The organism is Kaistella haifensis DSM 19056 (assembly GCF_000735695.2).
Classification (GTDB): Bacteria; Bacteroidota; Bacteroidia; order Flavobacteriales; family Weeksellaceae; genus Kaistella; species Kaistella haifensis.
Window position 1 is genome coordinate 106,626 of the sequence record NZ_JASZ02000002.1, and the last position, 16,645, is coordinate 123,270.

Here is a 16,645-nt window from a genome sequence, read left to right on the forward strand (position 1 = left end):
TAAACTTCGGAGAAACTTATTATTTAATTTTATTTAAAAGTAATAAAAATTTGATCTTAAACCAAACTTTTTATTTTTTCTATCATTTGATCTCCCAATTGATCGGCTTCTTCCTGAGAAAATGCTTCGGTATAAATCCGGATAATCGGTTCTGTATTGGATTTTCTTAAATGCACCCAATTCTTTTCAAAATCGATTTTCACCCCATCAACGGTAGAAATCTCTTCGTTTTGATACTCTTTTTCCATTTTAGTTAAAAGTGCATCCACATCGATATCCGGAGTCAATTCGATTTTCTTTTTCCCCATAAAATAACTTGGGTAAGTCGCTCTCAACTCGGAAACCGATTTGTTTTCTTTTGCTAAATGCGTCAAAAATAAAGCCACACCCACCAAAGAATCTCTTCCGTAATGAAGATCAGGATAAATGATTCCACCGTTTCCTTCGCCACCGATTACTGCGTTTTTCTCTTTCATTAAAGTCACTACATTCACCTCGCCTACTGCACTCGCGAAATATTCTGAATCTAAATTTCTAGCAACATCTCGCAACGCACGACTTGAGCTTAAATTAGAAATCGCTGCGCCTTTTTTGTTTTTCAAAAGATAATCTGCAACGGCTACCAAAGTGTATTCTTCACCGAAAAGTTCGCCATTTTCATCTACCAAAGCCAAACGGTCAACATCGGGATCTACAACGATTCCCAAATCTGCGTTTTCTTTCTTTACCAACTCGCAAATATCTCCCAAATGCTCTTTCAACGGTTCGGGATTGTGCGGAAATTGTCCGTTCGGTTCGCAATAAAGTTTTACCACTTCGCAGCCGAGTTCTTCCAAAAGTTGCGGAATCGCAATTCCTCCGGTTGAATTCACTGCATCAACAACGATTTTGAATTTTTTTGAACGGATGATTTCTGCATCCACCATCGGCAAATCCAGAATTTTTTTGATGTGAATGTCAAAAGCGTCATCCCGGGTTTCGTATTTTCCTAAATCATCCACTTCCGCATAATTGAAATCTTCACTTTCCGCTAAAGCCAAAACATCTGCCCCATTTTCGCCATTGATGAATTCGCCTTTTTCGTTTAATAATTTCAGCGCGTTCCATTGTTTTGGATTGTGAGAAGCGGTAAGAATAATTCCGCCATCAGCGTTTAATTCAGGAACCATCACCTCCACAGTTGGCGTGGTAGAAAGACCTAAATCAACAACATTAATTCCCAATCCTTGTAAAGTTGCAGTAACCAAAGAATTCACCATTGCACCGGAAATTCTTGCATCGCGACCAACGACAAGGGTTAAATCTTTTTTATTTTTATTGTTTTGAAGCCAGGTTCCGAAAGCGGAAGTAAATTTCACCACATCCAGAGGAGTGAGATTTTCATTGACTTTTCCACCGATTGTCCCGCGGATTCCTGAGATACTTTTTATTAAAGACATTGCCTAATTGATTTTAAATTAGAGATTTAAATTGCTGCAAAAATACGAATAAATGATTGGAGGAGCGATTTTTGTCTTGTTAAATAAATATAATCTATCCTAAATAATGATCCTATTTTTTCGAAGTTTTTCAAAACAACGACGTCTTCAAAAAAATGCTAGAACGATTTGTTTTTTTGGATTTAAAGAAGATGTCGATCACCAAAGTGAAATTGGTAGCTATCGTCGATTTCGATTTGATCTGTTTTCAAACATAATCAGAAAAAAAGCAATTAAAGTTAATGCTGGAATTGCGTTTTTATAACGGATGTTTCAGAAATCGCCAAACTTCAGCTAAAAAATCAACGAACTAAAAGAACCAGCAACAACCCGAAATTAGGAACAACCACAATCGGCATCACAGCCCGGTTTGCCCTTTTTAAACTTTTTAGAAGTAAAATTTTTTCTGATGGTTTTAAATAAAGAAAACCCGGCAAACAAAACGATTGCTGCAATTATTAAATATTGTAAAATCAAAGAATTATCCATTATTTAAAGAGCTGATAAACGATTAAAGAAGCAAAATAAGCCAAACCAGACATTCCGAAAAGCTGTACAAGCGTCCATTTCAACGATTTTGTTTCACGATAAACTACCGCTAAAGTCGATACGCATTGCATCGCAAACGCATAGAAAAACAAGATGGAAATTCCTGTGGCAAAACTGAAAACTTTCTCACCATTCGGTTTCACATCGTTGCGCATTTTATCGATTACTTTTCCTTCCGGAGCATCATCATCCAAAGAATACAACGTAGACATGGTTCCCACAAAAACCTCTCTCGCCACGAAACTGGTCAAAATTCCAACGCCCATTTTCCAGTCATAACCGAGTGGAGCAATCGCCGGTTCAATAGATTTTCCTACTTTCGCGAGATAAGAATGATCCAAATGCACATCGGTTGCTACTAATTCATCTGGTTTTTGTTTCGGCCCGAAATAACTGAAAAACCAAATCAAAATACTTACGATAAAAATGATTTTTCCGGCTCCGGTGATAAATTCCCAAACTTTTCCGAGAGTCAGTTTAAAATCGTAGCCGAAAAGCGGCATTTTATAAGTTGGCAAATCCATCACGAGGAAAGATTTTCCTTTATTTTTAATGAATTTTTTCAGAATTAAAGACGCCATCAACGAAGTGACAAACCCCAAAATATACATCGCCATCAACGCCAAAGCTTTATAACTGATTCCCGCGAAATATTCATCAGGAATAATCAATCCGATGATAATGCTGTACACCGGAAGTCGCGCAGAACACGTCATAAAAGGGGTCACCAAAATGGTAATCAAACGTTCTTTTACATTTTCGATATTTCTGGTCGACATGATTGCCGGAATCGCACAAGCCGTTCCGGAAACCAATGGTACAATACTTTTCCCGTTGAGTCCGAATGGTCTTAAAAAACGATCCATTAAAAAGATAACCCTCGCCATATAACCCGAATCTTCGAGCAGATAAAGGAAATACAACAAAATTCCGATTTGTGGAGCAAAAATCACAATCCCTCCAATTCCTGGAATGATTCCGTTGGAAATCAATGAATTAATCGGACCTTCTGGTAAATGTTCCGCTGCGAAATTGGCAAGCCAGCTCGTCGCACTATCAATCCAGTCCATCGGATACGCAGCGATAAGGAAGACCATTTGGAAAATAAAAAGCAAAATTGCTGCAAAAATTACATATCCCCAGAATTTGTGAACCAGAATTTTGTCTAATTTTTCTGTTAAAAGCTCTTTAAACTGAGGTTTTTTAGATAAAACTTTTGCAATAATTTTATCGATATTCTGATAACGTCTGATGGTTTCTTGCGTTTGTAATCTTTTCGGAACCAAGCATTTAACCTCATCATCATTCATTTGATCTTTTACCTTTTCTAGTTTTCCAAGGTAAGTATCGGAGGAAAGAAGCGTCCAGATTTTATATTGATTTTTTTCTTTGGTTTCAGTTAAAATCTTAAAAACCAAACCTTTCTGCTCCATAGGAATTTCGAAAGAAACCGTTTCAGATTTGGTGAAATGATCCTTAAAAATAGCTTCACGAAGTTCATCGATTCCTAAATTTTGTTTCGCATTGGTTTGCAAAACTTTCACGCCTAATTCTTTCGAAAGTTCATCGAGATTGATGTTAATGCCTCGTCTTTCTGCCTGATCAATCTGGTTCACCACCAATAAAACCGGAATTCCCAAATCCTGAATCTGCTGAAAAAGAAGTAAACCTCGTTTGATGCTCAATGCTTCCAAAATATAAACAACACCGGAATAATTTTGCTGTTCTTCTATTAAAAATTTAGAAAAAATAGCTTCATCTTCGGAAGTCGGATATACGCTGTACGAACCAGGCAAATCGATAACTTCTACGTTTTCGCCTTTGTAGTTGTAATTTCCGGAATGGCTGGCTACAGTGACACCGGCGTAATTTCCGGTATTTTGCTTTTTGTTACAAAGCAGATTAAAAACGGTGGATTTTCCTACATTCGGGTTTCCGACCAAAAGTATTTGTTTGTTTTGGGAAGATTTTTGCATTACACAGCTTCTACAATAATAAATGTTGCTTCTTCTTCTCGAAGAGCAATTCTGCTTTTTTCATCGCCGAATTCGATATAAAGCGGACCTTGAAAAGGTGCCTGATAAAGGATTCTGAAAACGGTTTCCGGGAGAAGTCCCATTTCGATAATTTTGTTGGGCATCTTCAGGTCCTCGTTTTCGTAACCAAGAATTTTTCCATTTTTACCTTTCGGGAAACAGCATAATTTATTAGAATTATCTCTTTTCAAGACTCAATTATTTTGCTAGCAAATATACGTTATTTAAATTAAATCTAAATAAGCGAATGCCTTAAACTGATATACTTCATAAAAAAACCCGAAAACAAAGCGTTTCCGGGTAAAAAAATAACTTAGTGTATATGAATTCTTATTTCCCTTTCTTCTTTGTTGCAGGAGGTGTTTCTGCTGCAACTTCGATGGGATTGTTGTTGGCATTATAGAAATCTTTAACCATCTTTTCTTGATCCTTTATCATTTCGCCGATGGTTTTATCCTGCCCCGGAATTTTTCTCGCCATTACGTCTGGCGTCATTTGAGAGCGAAAGGAAGAAAAAGGATCTTTTTTATAGTCTTCCATCGTCTTTTCAAATTTTTCTCGCGAAACCTCCACTATTTTTCCAGCGCCGCCAGGAGACATTTTCTCCATTTGAGTAAGTTCTTCAAAATTTTGAACTTTTTTATTTCCCTTCAATTCCCAAGAGTAATTTTTATCTGCATCTTCAACTTTTACAATAAGGCCAGGCAAGCCATAAAACTTGTAAGGTCCATCTTGAAAAGGGATATCTGCGCTAAACCAAGCTGTCCATTTTCTGCCTCCAAAATCCGCTGTTGCTTTTTGAACGTTATACTCTCCGATTTTAGTTTTTTCGTTTATAATTTTCCAATCGAATTTCGGATTGTCGTTATAAGCAAGTTGTACCGGTGTCATTCCATTTAGCATTCCTTCGGAATATTGTATTGTCATTTCCGGATATTTTTTTGTCACTTTAAATGCGAATTTTGGCATTTTCATGGATTTCGAAATATCCTTATACACACCTGTTTTTTGCATGGTTTCGATTTCTGCTTTTAGAAGTGAATCTTGTGCAATGGTTGTGAAATCCCGAAAAAGCGATTTGTCTTTGGTGATGTCCAAAACAGTCATCACTTTTTCGGTAGTTTCTGCTTCTTTCTTTGGTTTAAAGGTAAGTTCGTAGAAAAACCGGTTTGCAGTTTCCTGTGCATTACCCACAAAAAATGCGGTAAGAAGTACTAAAGATAATAATTTTTTCATTTTTCTTAATTTTAAATATTAGTTACTAAGATAATGTTTTTGTTACATTTTTTTAAGAAAATTTTATAATTTTTTATAATGAAACATTTATGCAAACATTGTAACTTTATTCCATAAAATTTTGGCTATGAACACCTTACCAAACCTCAAAGACGAGCTCAAACAAGAATACGAAACTACTGCAAAATTCATCGAAAACTTCCCGGAAGGTAAAAATGATTACGCTCCACACGAAAAAAGCATGAAACTAATGCCATTGGCAACACACGTTGTCGAGATTTTTGCTTGGCCGGAAACAATGCTGAATACCGATAAATTAGATTTTGCTGCAGGTGATTACCAACCTACCATATTATCGACAAAAAAAGAGCTTCAACAGAAATTAGAAGAAGATTACGCAAGAGGGAAGGCTGCATTGGACGCCGTTTCAGAGGAAGATTTGGATGGTAGATGGAGCATGAGTATGGGAGAGCAAGTTTTAGCTGAATGGAGTAAATATGGCGCAATTCGCCACGCTTTAGACCAAATTACTCATCACAGAGCGCAACTGGGCGTTTATTATAGATTGAATGACATTCCCCTTCCGGGAAGCTACGGACCAAGTGCCGATGAACAAGGGTTTTAGTTGTTTTTAGATAGTCGTTCCTTAACAATATAAATATTTTCTTTTTATTGTGAAAAAATATGCAGCAAAGAGGAAATTCTGCAAAGAAAAATATAGCCAACGAAGATTGGCTTTAAGAATCTCCATCATTTTCTTCATATTCCAGGCAGTTGCTGCTAGGAAGGCATTGATTTGAGGCCCCGTTTCTCCCATAAAGTAATTTTTAGCCAGCCTGAAATCAGTTTTTAAATGTCCGATGATAGGCTCTATGGCAGCTCTGGTTCTGAATTTTTTGCGCTTTGTTTGTTTCTGGTAGAGGGTGTCTTTTTTTCTCGGTGGACCTGGAATGGAGATTTTCACTCCTTTTATTTCCGATTTCCCTTTTCCGCCACGGTCGTAAACCAGTTCTTTGGGAAGGGGTTGGCCACCTGTTTCCATTTGTTCCAAAAGTGGTTCAATGGTGTGACCATCATAAGGGGTTTGTAAAAATGCTTTAATTGCGAGAATGATTTTTTTTCCTTTATTAGCGGTGGTGATCAAGCCCACTTTATTCCCGAATTCGTATTGTTTATGCGCTTTTCCTTTGGCGATGCATTGGGTAAAAGGTTTGTGCAGGCTGTAAATTTTATCGGTACCTTTTCTTTCCTGAGTGACGGCTTTGGAGTAAAGAGCGAGTAAATCTTTGTAGAATTCTTTTTGTTCAGGAGTAAAGTTGCGCTCCAGTTCGCGTACCATCCTCAGGGCAATAGTCTTTAATCGTCTTGCAGATTTTCTTGCTCCTTTGGCTCGCTTAGGATGTTTGCCATTATAGGTGTCACGAACCAATTGTTTACTGACTTTCGTGTAGCGTTGTCTTTGTTTTATGCCTTCTTTTTCGGCTATTTTGTTGCAATAATCAATTACTTTCTTGCACAATTTTGCATCGGTGGGAAAAGTGGTATTATTCTCCTGAACAGTAGTGTCTGATAAAACAAAGTTCGAGGTCTTCGTCTTTACATCGTGCATCCTTACGCTGTAGGCGAAGATTTTCTCAATTCCCTTCTCGCCAATTCTTTTTCGGAAATGAACCAAATTGCTCGGGTCACACGGAAACTCGTGTTCAAAGAAAACCCTGCCACAAAAATATTGCATGTAAGGATTCATAATCCAGGCTTTTTCTAAAGTCTCATCGCCCAAATTGTAAAGGTGTTTCAGAAGCAGACAGCCCACCATAAACCGGATCGGATGGCTTGCGTTTCCTTTCTTGGAATATAGGGAGGCGAATTCTTTTTCAAAATAATTCCAATCAACTTTTTCTGCAAGCAAAACAAGTTCGTGCGTATTATCAATAAAATCTATCAACATAGGACGGAATAATTCTGGCAGTTTCTCTGGATTTTTTCCCAACATATTTGCAAGGTTTTAAGGCTCTAAGATACAAAAGCCTGCAAGAAAACACAAGTGAAATATTGATTAAAACACTAATATTCAATATGTTAAACACATTTTAAGGAGCGACTAAATATGGACATTATCAAGATTCAGCGTGATGCTTTTTAGCGGTAAGTCAATCTGCCTACTGACGAGATATAAGTGAAAAACATCTGCAGGAAGTCCTAAACTTGCATCGCTAGATCGTTGGTAAGCTGAAATTACCAACTTCCCGCAATCGAGCTGAAACTGAATAAGCGACAAACATGGTTGCTGGTTGCTTTCAGTATCGTTTTTGCCTAAAAATAAAACATAGTTTTTGCTGTTGCGCTTTTCCTTATTTATTTTCTTAATAAGATCGGGCAATTGCTCAAAATAAGTCGGGTACGAATTGACCAGGATAGGGCCACAATAATCCCACCAGCTGATTCCTTTTTCGCGGTATCTTTCCGTAAGCCTTTCGCCACTTTGGAAGAGTTCAAGTTCTGTTTTCAGCTTGTTCCTGGCAATTCCGTGGCTTTCGAAGATCTCCAATAGATCACCCGGTTTTAGTTTCAATTGCTCATCTAAAAGGTAGGTAATTCCGCCTTTTTTGTTTTCTTGAACCTTCCCCTTTTCGAGGATTTTTTCTAAAAGTAAATGGTATTTATTCATTGTTTTTATATATCATTATATCGTTGTATCTGCTATTCTTATTCAGCTGTGTACCCTTTACAATGGTTGTAGCACCTTCGAATGGGTTTCGGCAATAGCCGTTCAGTTCCATCCACTCACATAGTTCGATGATTTGACTTTTATTGCTGGTGAAATAAAAGTAAGACGTGTCCTCAATGCATTTAAGGACGTTCAGATAGTCGGCTAGCTTCCAGTAATCCTTTTTGTTGTAGGATGAAACATCAGTTGATAGATAAGGAGGGTCTAAAAGATACACCACATTAGCTGTATTGCGGTATTCTGCAAATAGGTCGCGGTAATCCTTTTTAACCCTGTGTACACCCTCCAGATAACCGTCCGCTTTATAATCCGATTGCCGTACATTGTTGTAAAGCGTTTGTTTCTCCAGTTCCTGAAGGTTGGTCGCGTAATTCATACTGAAAAGGATTGAACTCGATAACGTGATATAATCCACAAAACCCGGCTCCTGTTTTACCCTTTCAATGACCTGATCGCGGTAAGCGCCGGTTACCCTTTGCTAATCGCCTACATCCTTTAAAATCTCCCTGAAATCTTGCAGAACAGCGTTAGTTCTGTCAGTATTCTCAAGGCGGTAAGAATACCCGTCGAAATCATTATACACTACATTAGCATCCGGGTAATGCTGTTTTACGGTGTGGCTAAGGAAGCCGGAACCACCAAACAGATCCACATAGGTTGCTGTAGCTGAAAAACCATTTAAAGCCTCTTTAAACTCTTTTTGAAACTTTCTCTTTTGCCCCTGAAAAGGCAGGGGTGCCTGTACATAATTGTACGTCATAACTATAAATTTTAGTGTTAATTTTATATCTTTGCACCTCTCACAACCACACATAAAAAAACCAGCTAAAGAAGACTTTGCGTCCTCCGTAGCTGGTTTCAGTGTGTTTTAAAGGTTGTGAGAGATTTTTAAAAGCGGAGGGCGTTTTTATTTCCTGCCTCCTTGGAAATTACACTTCCAAAATAGATTTCACACAATGATCCTTATCTATTTTATTTAGAATAAAAACCAAAATCTTTCCTGTTTTAGACAAAGTTTCGTCCCTCTCATTTTTTCCTAATACACTTGAAATTGTTTCTTCGAAATTTCCAAATTTATATCCCTCTTCTTTTTTTAAAGTGGCATTAAATAAGGTTCTAAACTCTCTGTTTCCCAATTTATCTAATGTTACAGCAGAACTTCTAAAATATCCTTTTGCATTATCCTTTGCTGTAAAAGCAACACATATATAATTAATCATCGTAAGTGGTAGATAAAGTATATATGCTATAACAAATAGTATCATCTTAATCAAAGAATTTTATTGCATCATTAAGTTGGATGTGAGATCTTAACAGTTTAATTGGTGAGGGTGCATTTTCATCTGTAAGTAAACCAAAAAAGTAATCAAAACTTGGTTTCTTTAAATATTTGATATTTTCATTACTCTCAGGAAGTGCAGGATTATAATCAGGATGAAATACAGGAGACCCATCAGCATTCCTTACAGTAGTAGTATCATCATTAGTGATAAACCAGTTCTTAATTTCTATATTAAATTCTTTGCTTACATCTATATCATCTCCATCAAAAAACTGTTTGTAAGCTTCAATATAAATCCGCCCATACTTAGGCTGTATATTAAGTTCTGTTACAACCACTTTCCTTTTGATATTTGGTAATTTTGGATGATTACTGATTTGTTGTTCTAAAATGTTTTTCATAGTATTCTAAATATTAAAATTGTTATTAGTCCTCCAATTAAAGTCCAAAATATATCTATTAAATTAATTGGTTTCTGTTCAAGTATCTTTCCTACTACCTCCCAAAGAAGTGCAACCATTACTGTAATCACACCTAAACTCCAAGTTGGTAAGTAGATGTTGAAGAGTATCAAAGTAAGCTGCATTATCATTGTAAGAATAGTAAACATCGTTACAATATGAAGGAATGCTTCACCTCTTACGAAGTAGTTTAGTTTTGTCCAAAATCCTTTCATAATCCCCCTATTTCATTTATTACTAAATAGGTTAGAATAAATCCTAAAATGTAAAATGGGATGTCTACTTTTTTTAAAATGAAGAACCTGTCTCCAGCATTATTAAGTGAAATCCTTGCAAAGTGTCCAAATATTACACTTGCTAAAAGCAGTGCAAATTGAGCTACATAATATTTCTCTGTACTCTGAATATATTTCCAAATATCTCCTGTGAAAGTACCTAGAAGTGTTGCTGAAAGAAAATATCCTATTCCTGTGAAAAGAATAATACTTAACCAGTTTCTTAGTATAGCGTAGTAGCTTGCTGATTGTGGACTTGGTAGTCCTAAAAATGTTTTTGTTTTCATGTTATTTAAAATAAAAATAATTGGGATATAATAAAATTGACAGATTCCTCTTTACCTTTTTGAAAGTTTTTTCCTGTAATACCAATTTTTAAGGCTTCCGTTGATATTGTTTTGGTCATAACTGTACTTACAGAATTATCTCTAATTGTTAGAATTGTTAATTGATTTCCCCTGCGAACCATTATTGTTTTAACACTTATTTCTTTAAGAACTTGTCCAGCAACATTAACCCCACTCGTATCATTAAGTAGATACCTTATATCTGTTCCATATCCATAGATATAGGCTATATTTTGATTGGAAAGTTGTATTACAGATGATGCTAATGAAATACCCACCCATACTCCTGCAAAATGCGGATAAGGATGCACATTATTCCATTGTGTATTAAATTCTAAATAAAAATCTTGATTTGCTCCTACAAATTGTGGTGATAATAGTGCTTGAACAATACTATTATCCGTTGCATAAGGAGCATAACCAGATTTAATCACTTCAGAAGATTGGTAGTTAGCCGAGTTTCCTGAACCATAAGTTCCTGTATAAGCTACGTCATTGTAAAATTTAGACTCCCAATTTCCTGTTAAAATTGTTGACGTAATACTATTCACAACTGAAATAATTCCGGTAGTACCTGTTATATATTCAACTACACCATTTCTTAATCTTATCCTGTAATTTCCTAAAGGAAAATTTTTAAAGTTGTAATAAAAAACTAGCACTAAACCATCAGTATAAAGTTGTACTTGGGAATTTGGAATATTATCAATAACAGTAGTTCCTGCCTCATTCATAATATCAATAGAGAAATTAGTAGGATTAAAATTCAAACCAGTACCTCTTAACGTAATCCAATAATTTTTATCTTGCTTATCAACAATAGGAGGCATTATAACAGCCACACTCATTGTGTTAGTAGTCCACCCACCATTCATTTCAGTTTTCCAGTTCGTCTTTTCTGCATCAGATAATAAAGCTGGCATGTTTTTAATTAATGTTCTTCCATTTCCCCAAGCCACTTGTCCTGTACTATTCTGAATTAACATTTTATTAAATGAAGTATCAGCAGATTTATCTGGAAGATTGGTGACACTATAAAGCTGTCCATTGGTATTTAATGTCCAAGAAGAGCCTAGTGTCAACCCTGCACCTGCAACAGAAGTAAGAGAACTGTTGGCAATGTTTTTTCCTAAATCGGTTGCCTCTTTTGTGGTACCATCTTTCATCATCACCTGATTATGTATATCATAATCGTAGGTTGCAATATTTTCAGGCAAATCACCAACGCCTAACTTAGCTTTCCAGTCGTTAACGTTGGTTGGTGTTAAATTCGATGCATCTCTTTTCGCTAAATAAGTGCTGTGCGCATTTTCATCATTCAAATGAGAATTGAAAGTCGAAACTAAAACATACTTTCCAAATTGATCTGAAAGCCCATTAATTGTAGTCATCGGTATTGTCTCGTCTTTATGCCAGAAAGACGACCATGATGCATGAAACTGTTCCTGTGTTGGGAAATCGCCGGTCTCGAACCAGCTGTATATTGTGTTTATTGGTGTTGCCATTGTTATTGGAAATTAGGTTCTATAAAGTTTACGATTCTCGATGGTTGAATGTTATTATGGGCTGCACCACCACCTATAGTAGATGTTGCCTTATTGTTTACCTCGTTGCGGTTGCCTTGTTTGGATACGCCGTTAGAATTTCCTGTACCCACTCTCTCGGTGCCTGGGTAAAATACATAGTCATGACTGTGATTTGGCATTTGTTTTTCCGCGAAAATCAATACATTCTTTCCAACCTTCCGGAATTTCTATTGCTGGTTTTCGAAACGGGAAAACAATTCCGCCGTTAATAATAGGCGCGGTTTTAATCTTTAAAAGATTAATTTCTGCTAAAAGAGCATTAAACATTTGCATTGTCACTCCATTATTCACTTTAGCTTGAATTTCTTTCAATGTTTCCAAACGAACAAAATCAGCCCAGTTATAAGTCGTAAGTGCATTTCCAAATTTCACTGTTCTTTTTTCGATCAAAACCTTTTCTGTTTGGTTTTGGAAGGTTTTTTTTATTTCTTCAAGATTGATATAAACGGTGTCAGAAACTAACCCACCCTCAAAATGGTAGAGTTTCCCTTCGATTGCCACTATTCCAGGTTCCACGGTAGAACCAATAAGGCTACAGCCTTTCAGAATCGTCAGGTTGCCTGCTAAATCACCCAATACTTCAAATATTTCGTAAGCCTCTTCGATGAGATGCATGAGATCATTGGTTAGTGGAACCCCGTCGGTTTGTAAGAATTTAAAATTATACTTCATGGTTACTTAATTACTATTAAATATCGTTTTGATTGCAAAGCGTAAAAATCAATTTCCGCTTTTAACTGATGCATGTTGAAAGGCTCGTTTGGTATTTCCACAATGAAATCGTAATCACTATTTAGTTCGCTTTCATTTCGCAGATAAATTGGATTTTCATCGCCGTACAACCATTGTGTTTTACTTTTAAATTGATCATCTTCAGCCTCTGTGTATATGTACACTCCAAAATAGCTGATAGAGTTCACTATTCTAATTCTTCGTTGCTGATTATCAAAAGCATCATTTAGCCTTTTTTGCATTGAAAACTTTTGAAAATTGTGATCCATTTTAATCAGGTTCTGTTTTCTCATTTTCAGAAATTCTACGTACATCGTTTCGAGCGGTGCAATCAGAACAAATGAAAATCCTGCTAAAAAAACACTTCTTAAAAAAGTTGGCAGCCAAAGCAAAACCAGTCTTTTAAAATCAATATTAAAAGGATCGGTTTGATTATGTATCATTCTTCCGCTATTTTAATGATGTATTGAATTCCACTCCAATCTTCAATTTTAAAGTGTCCGGATTTGGGGATTTTTGAAATTTGAATCGGCTGGAACAAACCATAACCGTCAGCATCGCCGCCTGTTGGAACGATCCATTTGCTTTCCACTTGTAACTTTTGCAAATCGATAACACCATTCACATTCAATATTATTTCCTCTAATTTTTGCACAGACAATTCACCATTGAATGGCAGGTTTTTCATAAACTTCTTAATTGCTTCCTGCACCGGGAATACATTTCCAAGTAAAATAGACTGACCATTTGGAAGCAAAATAAGTGGATCATAGCACACTTTAAACTGCGGAAACAAAATGTCTGGCTTATAATTAATGATTTGTAAAACATCACCAGAAGGCTGTATTTCTTCTATAAATTTGGTAAATGCAATTCCTACATTGTCAGAAACTGGTACGATTTCCTCACCTGCTTCAGTAGCTATTTTTATTAAAATCAAAGCCCGGTTATTAACGATATTTCTACCGACCGCTGCGTATTTCACGACTTTAGAATTCTCAACCTGTTCGTCTGTGGCAATGATCCACGAATCCGTTTCTACATCATAATAATCCGGTCTAAAGCCGTCATTTTCATTAATCAAATCGAAACCGTATTGAAACCTTAAAGATTCCGTTCTGTACCATTTTAGCGACGAAACTTTTTGATTTCGTATTTTATCTTCAATCTCCTGAAGATGCAAATTCGTTGCTTCCTGAAAGTTCCAAATCGCAAAAGCCACGGTTTCAAAAACCTGCCTCCAAATAGAAGTTTTAGAAGTAGTGGTAAGCGTTGCCAGATTGGGGTTTGCATCTTTCAAACCCAACATTTCTGCGATAATTTCAAATAGTGATTTGTTCATTTTAACTGGTTATAAATCCATTACTTTCTGCGTTCCCTGCGGTGATTTGCATAAATCCGATCCCTCGTTTCTGCTGGCTTACTAAATCGTTATCGGCACGAGTAAGGGCGGTTGCTGGCATTATCTTTTTTGAGGTGTAATAGTTCAAAATATCAGTATCATTTTTCAAAGTACCAGGAATAATTAAAATACTTCCGGCACTTAATAGATCACTTACTGCCAATCCATTTGCCGCTGCAATTGCAAAGCAATTCTCCACGCTTCCAGTGTGCTGGATGGCGATGTCTAAGAGAGATTGGTTATGTAGGACTGTAATTTCCATTAGTTGATTTTTCCGTTCAATTGTTTATATTTCTTCAGCTCATCGGTGAGCGCGTCAATACGTTCTTCGAGTTCCCGAATTGTTTGTTCGGCTTCATTAAATTTTTTGATTGCATGTTCCAACCTGGTCCCCAAATCATCCACTAGCGATTTGTAATAATTAAGAAGTTTTTCCGCGTTTTCAATCTGCGAAGTTTCGGCATCGGCTTGAGCCTTTTTGCGTCCAAAGAACCACCCACCAAAACCAGTAGCTAAAGTTGCCAGAAGAACACCGAGGTTTTCGATAAAAATTTTATCCATTTTATATTAATTATATTCAGCATCAATGCTTAATTCTAAATCCGCAGTTATTACAAGCGTATGGACTTTCATTCCATCCCTAATAAATTCCTGTCTGATTGCACGGGCATACTCATCTGGGCTTTCTCTTTCAACATAATTCTTGCTTGCCACACCAATTGTTGGGTTTTGTTTATATTGGCCTTTCTCTGCCATCAGTAGGTGTTTCTGGTGTTGATAAGTTGATTCACCTACAACAAAATCCCCATCGCTTATTTGTAGATCATTATTTTTGTCTAAAAGAAAATCATTCATCATGTTAGGTCATTTTACCGGTTTGAGTGGTTGCGGTTCCGGTGGTTGTTACAACTCCAGCTTTAATAAATTTTTTAATTGCGGCCGCCATCTTCTGGGCAATTCTTGTTCGGGAATCTTCCGCGCTTTCTTTTTCTTCAGATTCGGTTTCCCATATTTCCATGAGCTCCGCAATGAAAGACTCTTCCGCTATATCTAAACTCATTTTAAAAGTTGTTTAAAATCATTTTTAATATCATCAAATTCGGTCTTTAATATCAAGCTGATCGTCGGACCATTGTTGGTTGTATAACCTTTTTCTAATACCGTAAAAAGCCTTTCCATTAATGAGAGCAGATTCTGATTGTTGGCCTCGAGTAATATTTTTTCAGAGACTTCTACTTTTGCAGTTGGTGTTACCCAGATAAATTTTTCCGTTTCATCTTGGGCGATGATCATCCAGTCGTCATCATCTTCTATTCTTATTGCCAAAACATAACTGCCAATCTTTGGCACTTGCAGAAAGCTTTCCTTTCCGGTAAGAACCGGTCGAAGGCGGACATCTAAATACTCCTGATCATCTTCATCGATAAGCACACAGGTCGCGTTTTGCTCATTAACAGATTTCACCACGGCAATGTTGGAGGTTGCAGGTCCGAATTTTTTAGCAAAATCTTCGAGTCCTTTTCTAATTTGTTCCTCTGTCGCCATTTATCTATTCATTATAAAACCAAGTTGCACTGTTTGCCGACCACCACTCATTCCAAATTCACCCTGCACGGACTGAATGAAATAATCTCCCGTCTTTTCCGGGTACATACCGCCGTGCAGCTCGATAACCATTCCCTTGTTAGCATAAGGCGCAAGAAATAACTGAATATCGCCTTCATAGCCTTTGTAATCTTCCTGGGTCTGTAACCTGTTTACAATTTCCTTGAGAAAATTTACCGGGATATCGGCCTTTATTTTTATATCTTTTTCATTGTCATATTTTGTTAAATCAGATTTTGTCCGCTTCACTTCACCTTTTGCGTTTTTTTCCCGGACTACTATCTTTAGATTCTTCTCGACTTTCCTTTTCTGGAAATCATCATCTCTCACCGTATTCCATCCAATTTTTACTCTTATTCTTTTCTGAACTTTCCCGAAGACAGTTCCTACGAAAAGCTCATTAAAATTGAAATACACAGCCAGACTCACTTCTTTTTTCAGATATTCCAAAACCTGTATCCCGGTAGCATTCTTGAACCGAACATTTTTTAAAGGAATTTCCGGTATTTCATTAGAAAGTTTAATGTCTGTTCCTGCTGTCAAATCTTTTAATAGCTGTTTAACAGTGACATTTGCATAAGTTTTATTGAAAATAATATTATGCAATTGAGAGGCGTACCCCTCGCATTCCAGTTCAACGGGAATTCCCATTTTTACCCGGCGGATAAATCCTGAAAAACGCCTTTCGTTTTTGTTATTGTAACCCAAAAGAACTTCTACTTTGTCGCCTTCTTTAAACTGATAAATTTTGCGACCTTCCAAATCCAATGTTTTATCTGGATTCTCATTTATCATGTGTGTCCGGCGCGGTAAGGTGATGGTGCAGGTATCAACAAAATTTCCAACATCTGTTTTCCAAGTCACCTTATTGGGCTTTATGTTTTTGTAATCGCCAATTGTGATACTGCTGGTTAAATAAAAAGCCATT

24 protein-coding genes are annotated in these 16,645 nt (G+C 36.6%); 1 reads left to right on the top strand and 23 read right to left on the bottom strand.

Annotated features, from left to right (window positions below):
* Nucleotides 1-56: 56 nt before the first annotated feature.
* From glmM to AP75_RS01780, 5 genes are all read right to left on the bottom strand, one after another.
* Nucleotides 57-1,439 (bottom strand): phosphoglucosamine mutase, encoded by a 1,383-nt coding sequence (gene glmM, locus AP75_RS01760; protein WP_088263471.1) that lies wholly within the window; start codon nucleotides 1,437-1,439, stop codon nucleotides 57-59.
* A gap of 375 nt (nucleotides 1,440-1,814) precedes the next feature.
* A complete protein-coding gene (locus tag AP75_RS14470; protein WP_169711620.1) occupies nucleotides 1,815-1,967 on the bottom strand; it encodes a hypothetical protein in 153 nt (50 codons plus the stop codon).
* On the bottom strand, nucleotides 1,967-4,003 hold the full coding sequence (gene feoB, locus AP75_RS01770) for a ferrous iron transport protein B (RefSeq protein ID WP_088263472.1): 2,037 nt from the start codon (nucleotides 4,001-4,003) through the stop codon (nucleotides 1,967-1,969). The genes AP75_RS14470 and feoB overlap by 1 nt, the downstream gene beginning before the upstream one ends.
* Nucleotides 4,003-4,254 (bottom strand): FeoA family protein, encoded by a 252-nt coding sequence (locus AP75_RS01775; RefSeq protein ID WP_031504556.1) that lies wholly within the window; start codon nucleotides 4,252-4,254, stop codon nucleotides 4,003-4,005. The genes feoB and AP75_RS01775 overlap by 1 nt, the downstream gene beginning before the upstream one ends.
* A 139-nt stretch (nucleotides 4,255-4,393) precedes the next feature.
* Nucleotides 4,394-5,299, bottom strand: a complete 906-nt coding sequence (locus AP75_RS01780) for a GLPGLI family protein (protein WP_031504555.1) — start codon at nucleotides 5,297-5,299, stop codon at nucleotides 4,394-4,396.
* Nucleotides 5,300-5,426: 127 nt separating this feature from the next.
* Between AP75_RS01780 and AP75_RS01785 the strand changes: the two genes are divergently transcribed.
* Complete coding sequence (locus AP75_RS01785) at nucleotides 5,427-5,924, top strand: DinB family protein (RefSeq protein ID WP_088263473.1); 498 nt, start codon at nucleotides 5,427-5,429, stop codon at nucleotides 5,922-5,924.
* A gap of 21 nt (nucleotides 5,925-5,945) precedes the next feature.
* Here the strand turns inward: AP75_RS01785 and AP75_RS01790 are convergent, their stop codons facing one another.
* The 18 genes from AP75_RS01790 to AP75_RS01875 all read right to left on the bottom strand — a co-directional run bounded on the left by AP75_RS01790 (nucleotide 5,946) and on the right by AP75_RS01875 (nucleotide 16,644).
* Nucleotides 5,946-7,292 (bottom strand): IS5 family transposase, encoded by a 1,347-nt coding sequence (locus tag AP75_RS01790; protein WP_088263474.1) that lies wholly within the window; start codon nucleotides 7,290-7,292, stop codon nucleotides 5,946-5,948.
* 108 nt (nucleotides 7,293-7,400) lie between these two features.
* A complete protein-coding gene (locus AP75_RS01795) occupies nucleotides 7,401-7,967 on the bottom strand; it encodes a thymidylate synthase (protein WP_088263475.1) in 567 nt (188 codons plus the stop codon).
* Nucleotides 7,960-8,403 (bottom strand): hypothetical protein, encoded by a 444-nt coding sequence (locus AP75_RS14605; protein WP_242589740.1) that lies wholly within the window; start codon nucleotides 8,401-8,403, stop codon nucleotides 7,960-7,962. The genes AP75_RS01795 and AP75_RS14605 overlap by 8 nt, the downstream gene beginning before the upstream one ends.
* Nucleotides 8,404-8,505: 102 nt before the next feature.
* Complete coding sequence (locus tag AP75_RS14610; protein ID WP_242589741.1) at nucleotides 8,506-8,787, bottom strand: DNA adenine methylase; 282 nt, start codon at nucleotides 8,785-8,787, stop codon at nucleotides 8,506-8,508.
* A gap of 169 nt (nucleotides 8,788-8,956) precedes the next feature.
* Nucleotides 8,957-9,292, bottom strand: coding sequence for a hypothetical protein (locus AP75_RS01805; protein WP_221404525.1), 336 nt, complete (start codon nucleotides 9,290-9,292; stop codon nucleotides 8,957-8,959).
* 1 nt (nucleotide 9,293) lies between these two features.
* A complete protein-coding gene (locus AP75_RS01810) occupies nucleotides 9,294-9,710 on the bottom strand; it encodes a hypothetical protein (RefSeq protein ID WP_088263476.1) in 417 nt (138 codons plus the stop codon).
* Nucleotides 9,707-9,985 carry a hypothetical protein gene (locus AP75_RS14525; protein WP_031504184.1) on the bottom strand — a complete coding sequence of 93 codons (279 nt, stop codon included), beginning with the start codon at nucleotides 9,983-9,985 and terminating at the stop codon, nucleotides 9,707-9,709. Before AP75_RS14525 ends, AP75_RS01810 begins: the two co-directional genes overlap by 4 nt.
* Nucleotides 9,982-10,332, bottom strand: a complete 351-nt coding sequence (locus AP75_RS01820; RefSeq protein ID WP_031504181.1) for a hypothetical protein — start codon at nucleotides 10,330-10,332, stop codon at nucleotides 9,982-9,984. The genes AP75_RS14525 and AP75_RS01820 overlap by 4 nt, the downstream gene beginning before the upstream one ends.
* A 5-nt stretch (nucleotides 10,333-10,337) precedes the next feature.
* Nucleotides 10,338-11,783, bottom strand: a complete 1,446-nt coding sequence (locus AP75_RS01825; RefSeq protein WP_143755765.1) for a hypothetical protein — start codon at nucleotides 11,781-11,783, stop codon at nucleotides 10,338-10,340.
* A 294-nt stretch (nucleotides 11,784-12,077) separates the two neighbouring features.
* Complete coding sequence (locus AP75_RS01835; RefSeq protein ID WP_031504174.1) at nucleotides 12,078-12,650, bottom strand: hypothetical protein; 573 nt, start codon at nucleotides 12,648-12,650, stop codon at nucleotides 12,078-12,080.
* A gap of 2 nt (nucleotides 12,651-12,652) precedes the next feature.
* On the bottom strand, nucleotides 12,653-13,153 hold the full coding sequence (locus tag AP75_RS01840) for a hypothetical protein (protein WP_031504172.1): 501 nt from the start codon (nucleotides 13,151-13,153) through the stop codon (nucleotides 12,653-12,655).
* Nucleotides 13,150-14,052 (bottom strand): hypothetical protein, encoded by a 903-nt coding sequence (locus tag AP75_RS01845; RefSeq protein WP_088263478.1) that lies wholly within the window; start codon nucleotides 14,050-14,052, stop codon nucleotides 13,150-13,152. Before AP75_RS01845 ends, AP75_RS01840 begins: the two co-directional genes overlap by 4 nt.
* A gap of 1 nt (nucleotide 14,053) precedes the next feature.
* On the bottom strand, nucleotides 14,054-14,374 hold the full coding sequence (locus AP75_RS01850) for a hypothetical protein (RefSeq protein ID WP_051872704.1): 321 nt from the start codon (nucleotides 14,372-14,374) through the stop codon (nucleotides 14,054-14,056).
* Nucleotides 14,374-14,673 carry a hypothetical protein gene (locus AP75_RS01855; protein WP_031504163.1) on the bottom strand — a complete coding sequence of 100 codons (300 nt, stop codon included), beginning with the start codon at nucleotides 14,671-14,673 and terminating at the stop codon, nucleotides 14,374-14,376. The genes AP75_RS01850 and AP75_RS01855 overlap by 1 nt, the downstream gene beginning before the upstream one ends.
* A 6-nt stretch (nucleotides 14,674-14,679) precedes the next feature.
* Nucleotides 14,680-14,970 (bottom strand): hypothetical protein, encoded by a 291-nt coding sequence (locus AP75_RS01860; protein ID WP_051872703.1) that lies wholly within the window; start codon nucleotides 14,968-14,970, stop codon nucleotides 14,680-14,682.
* A gap of 1 nt (nucleotide 14,971) precedes the next feature.
* Nucleotides 14,972-15,172: a hypothetical protein gene (locus AP75_RS01865; RefSeq protein WP_031504159.1), complete on the bottom strand. Its 201-nt coding sequence runs from the start codon at nucleotides 15,170-15,172 to the stop codon at nucleotides 14,972-14,974.
* Nucleotides 15,169-15,657, bottom strand: a complete 489-nt coding sequence (locus AP75_RS01870) for a hypothetical protein (RefSeq protein ID WP_031504156.1) — start codon at nucleotides 15,655-15,657, stop codon at nucleotides 15,169-15,171. The genes AP75_RS01865 and AP75_RS01870 overlap by 4 nt, the downstream gene beginning before the upstream one ends.
* Nucleotides 15,658-16,644: a hypothetical protein gene (locus AP75_RS01875; protein WP_031504154.1), complete on the bottom strand. Its 987-nt coding sequence runs from the start codon at nucleotides 16,642-16,644 to the stop codon at nucleotides 15,658-15,660.
* Nucleotide 16,645: the final 1 nt, after the last annotated feature.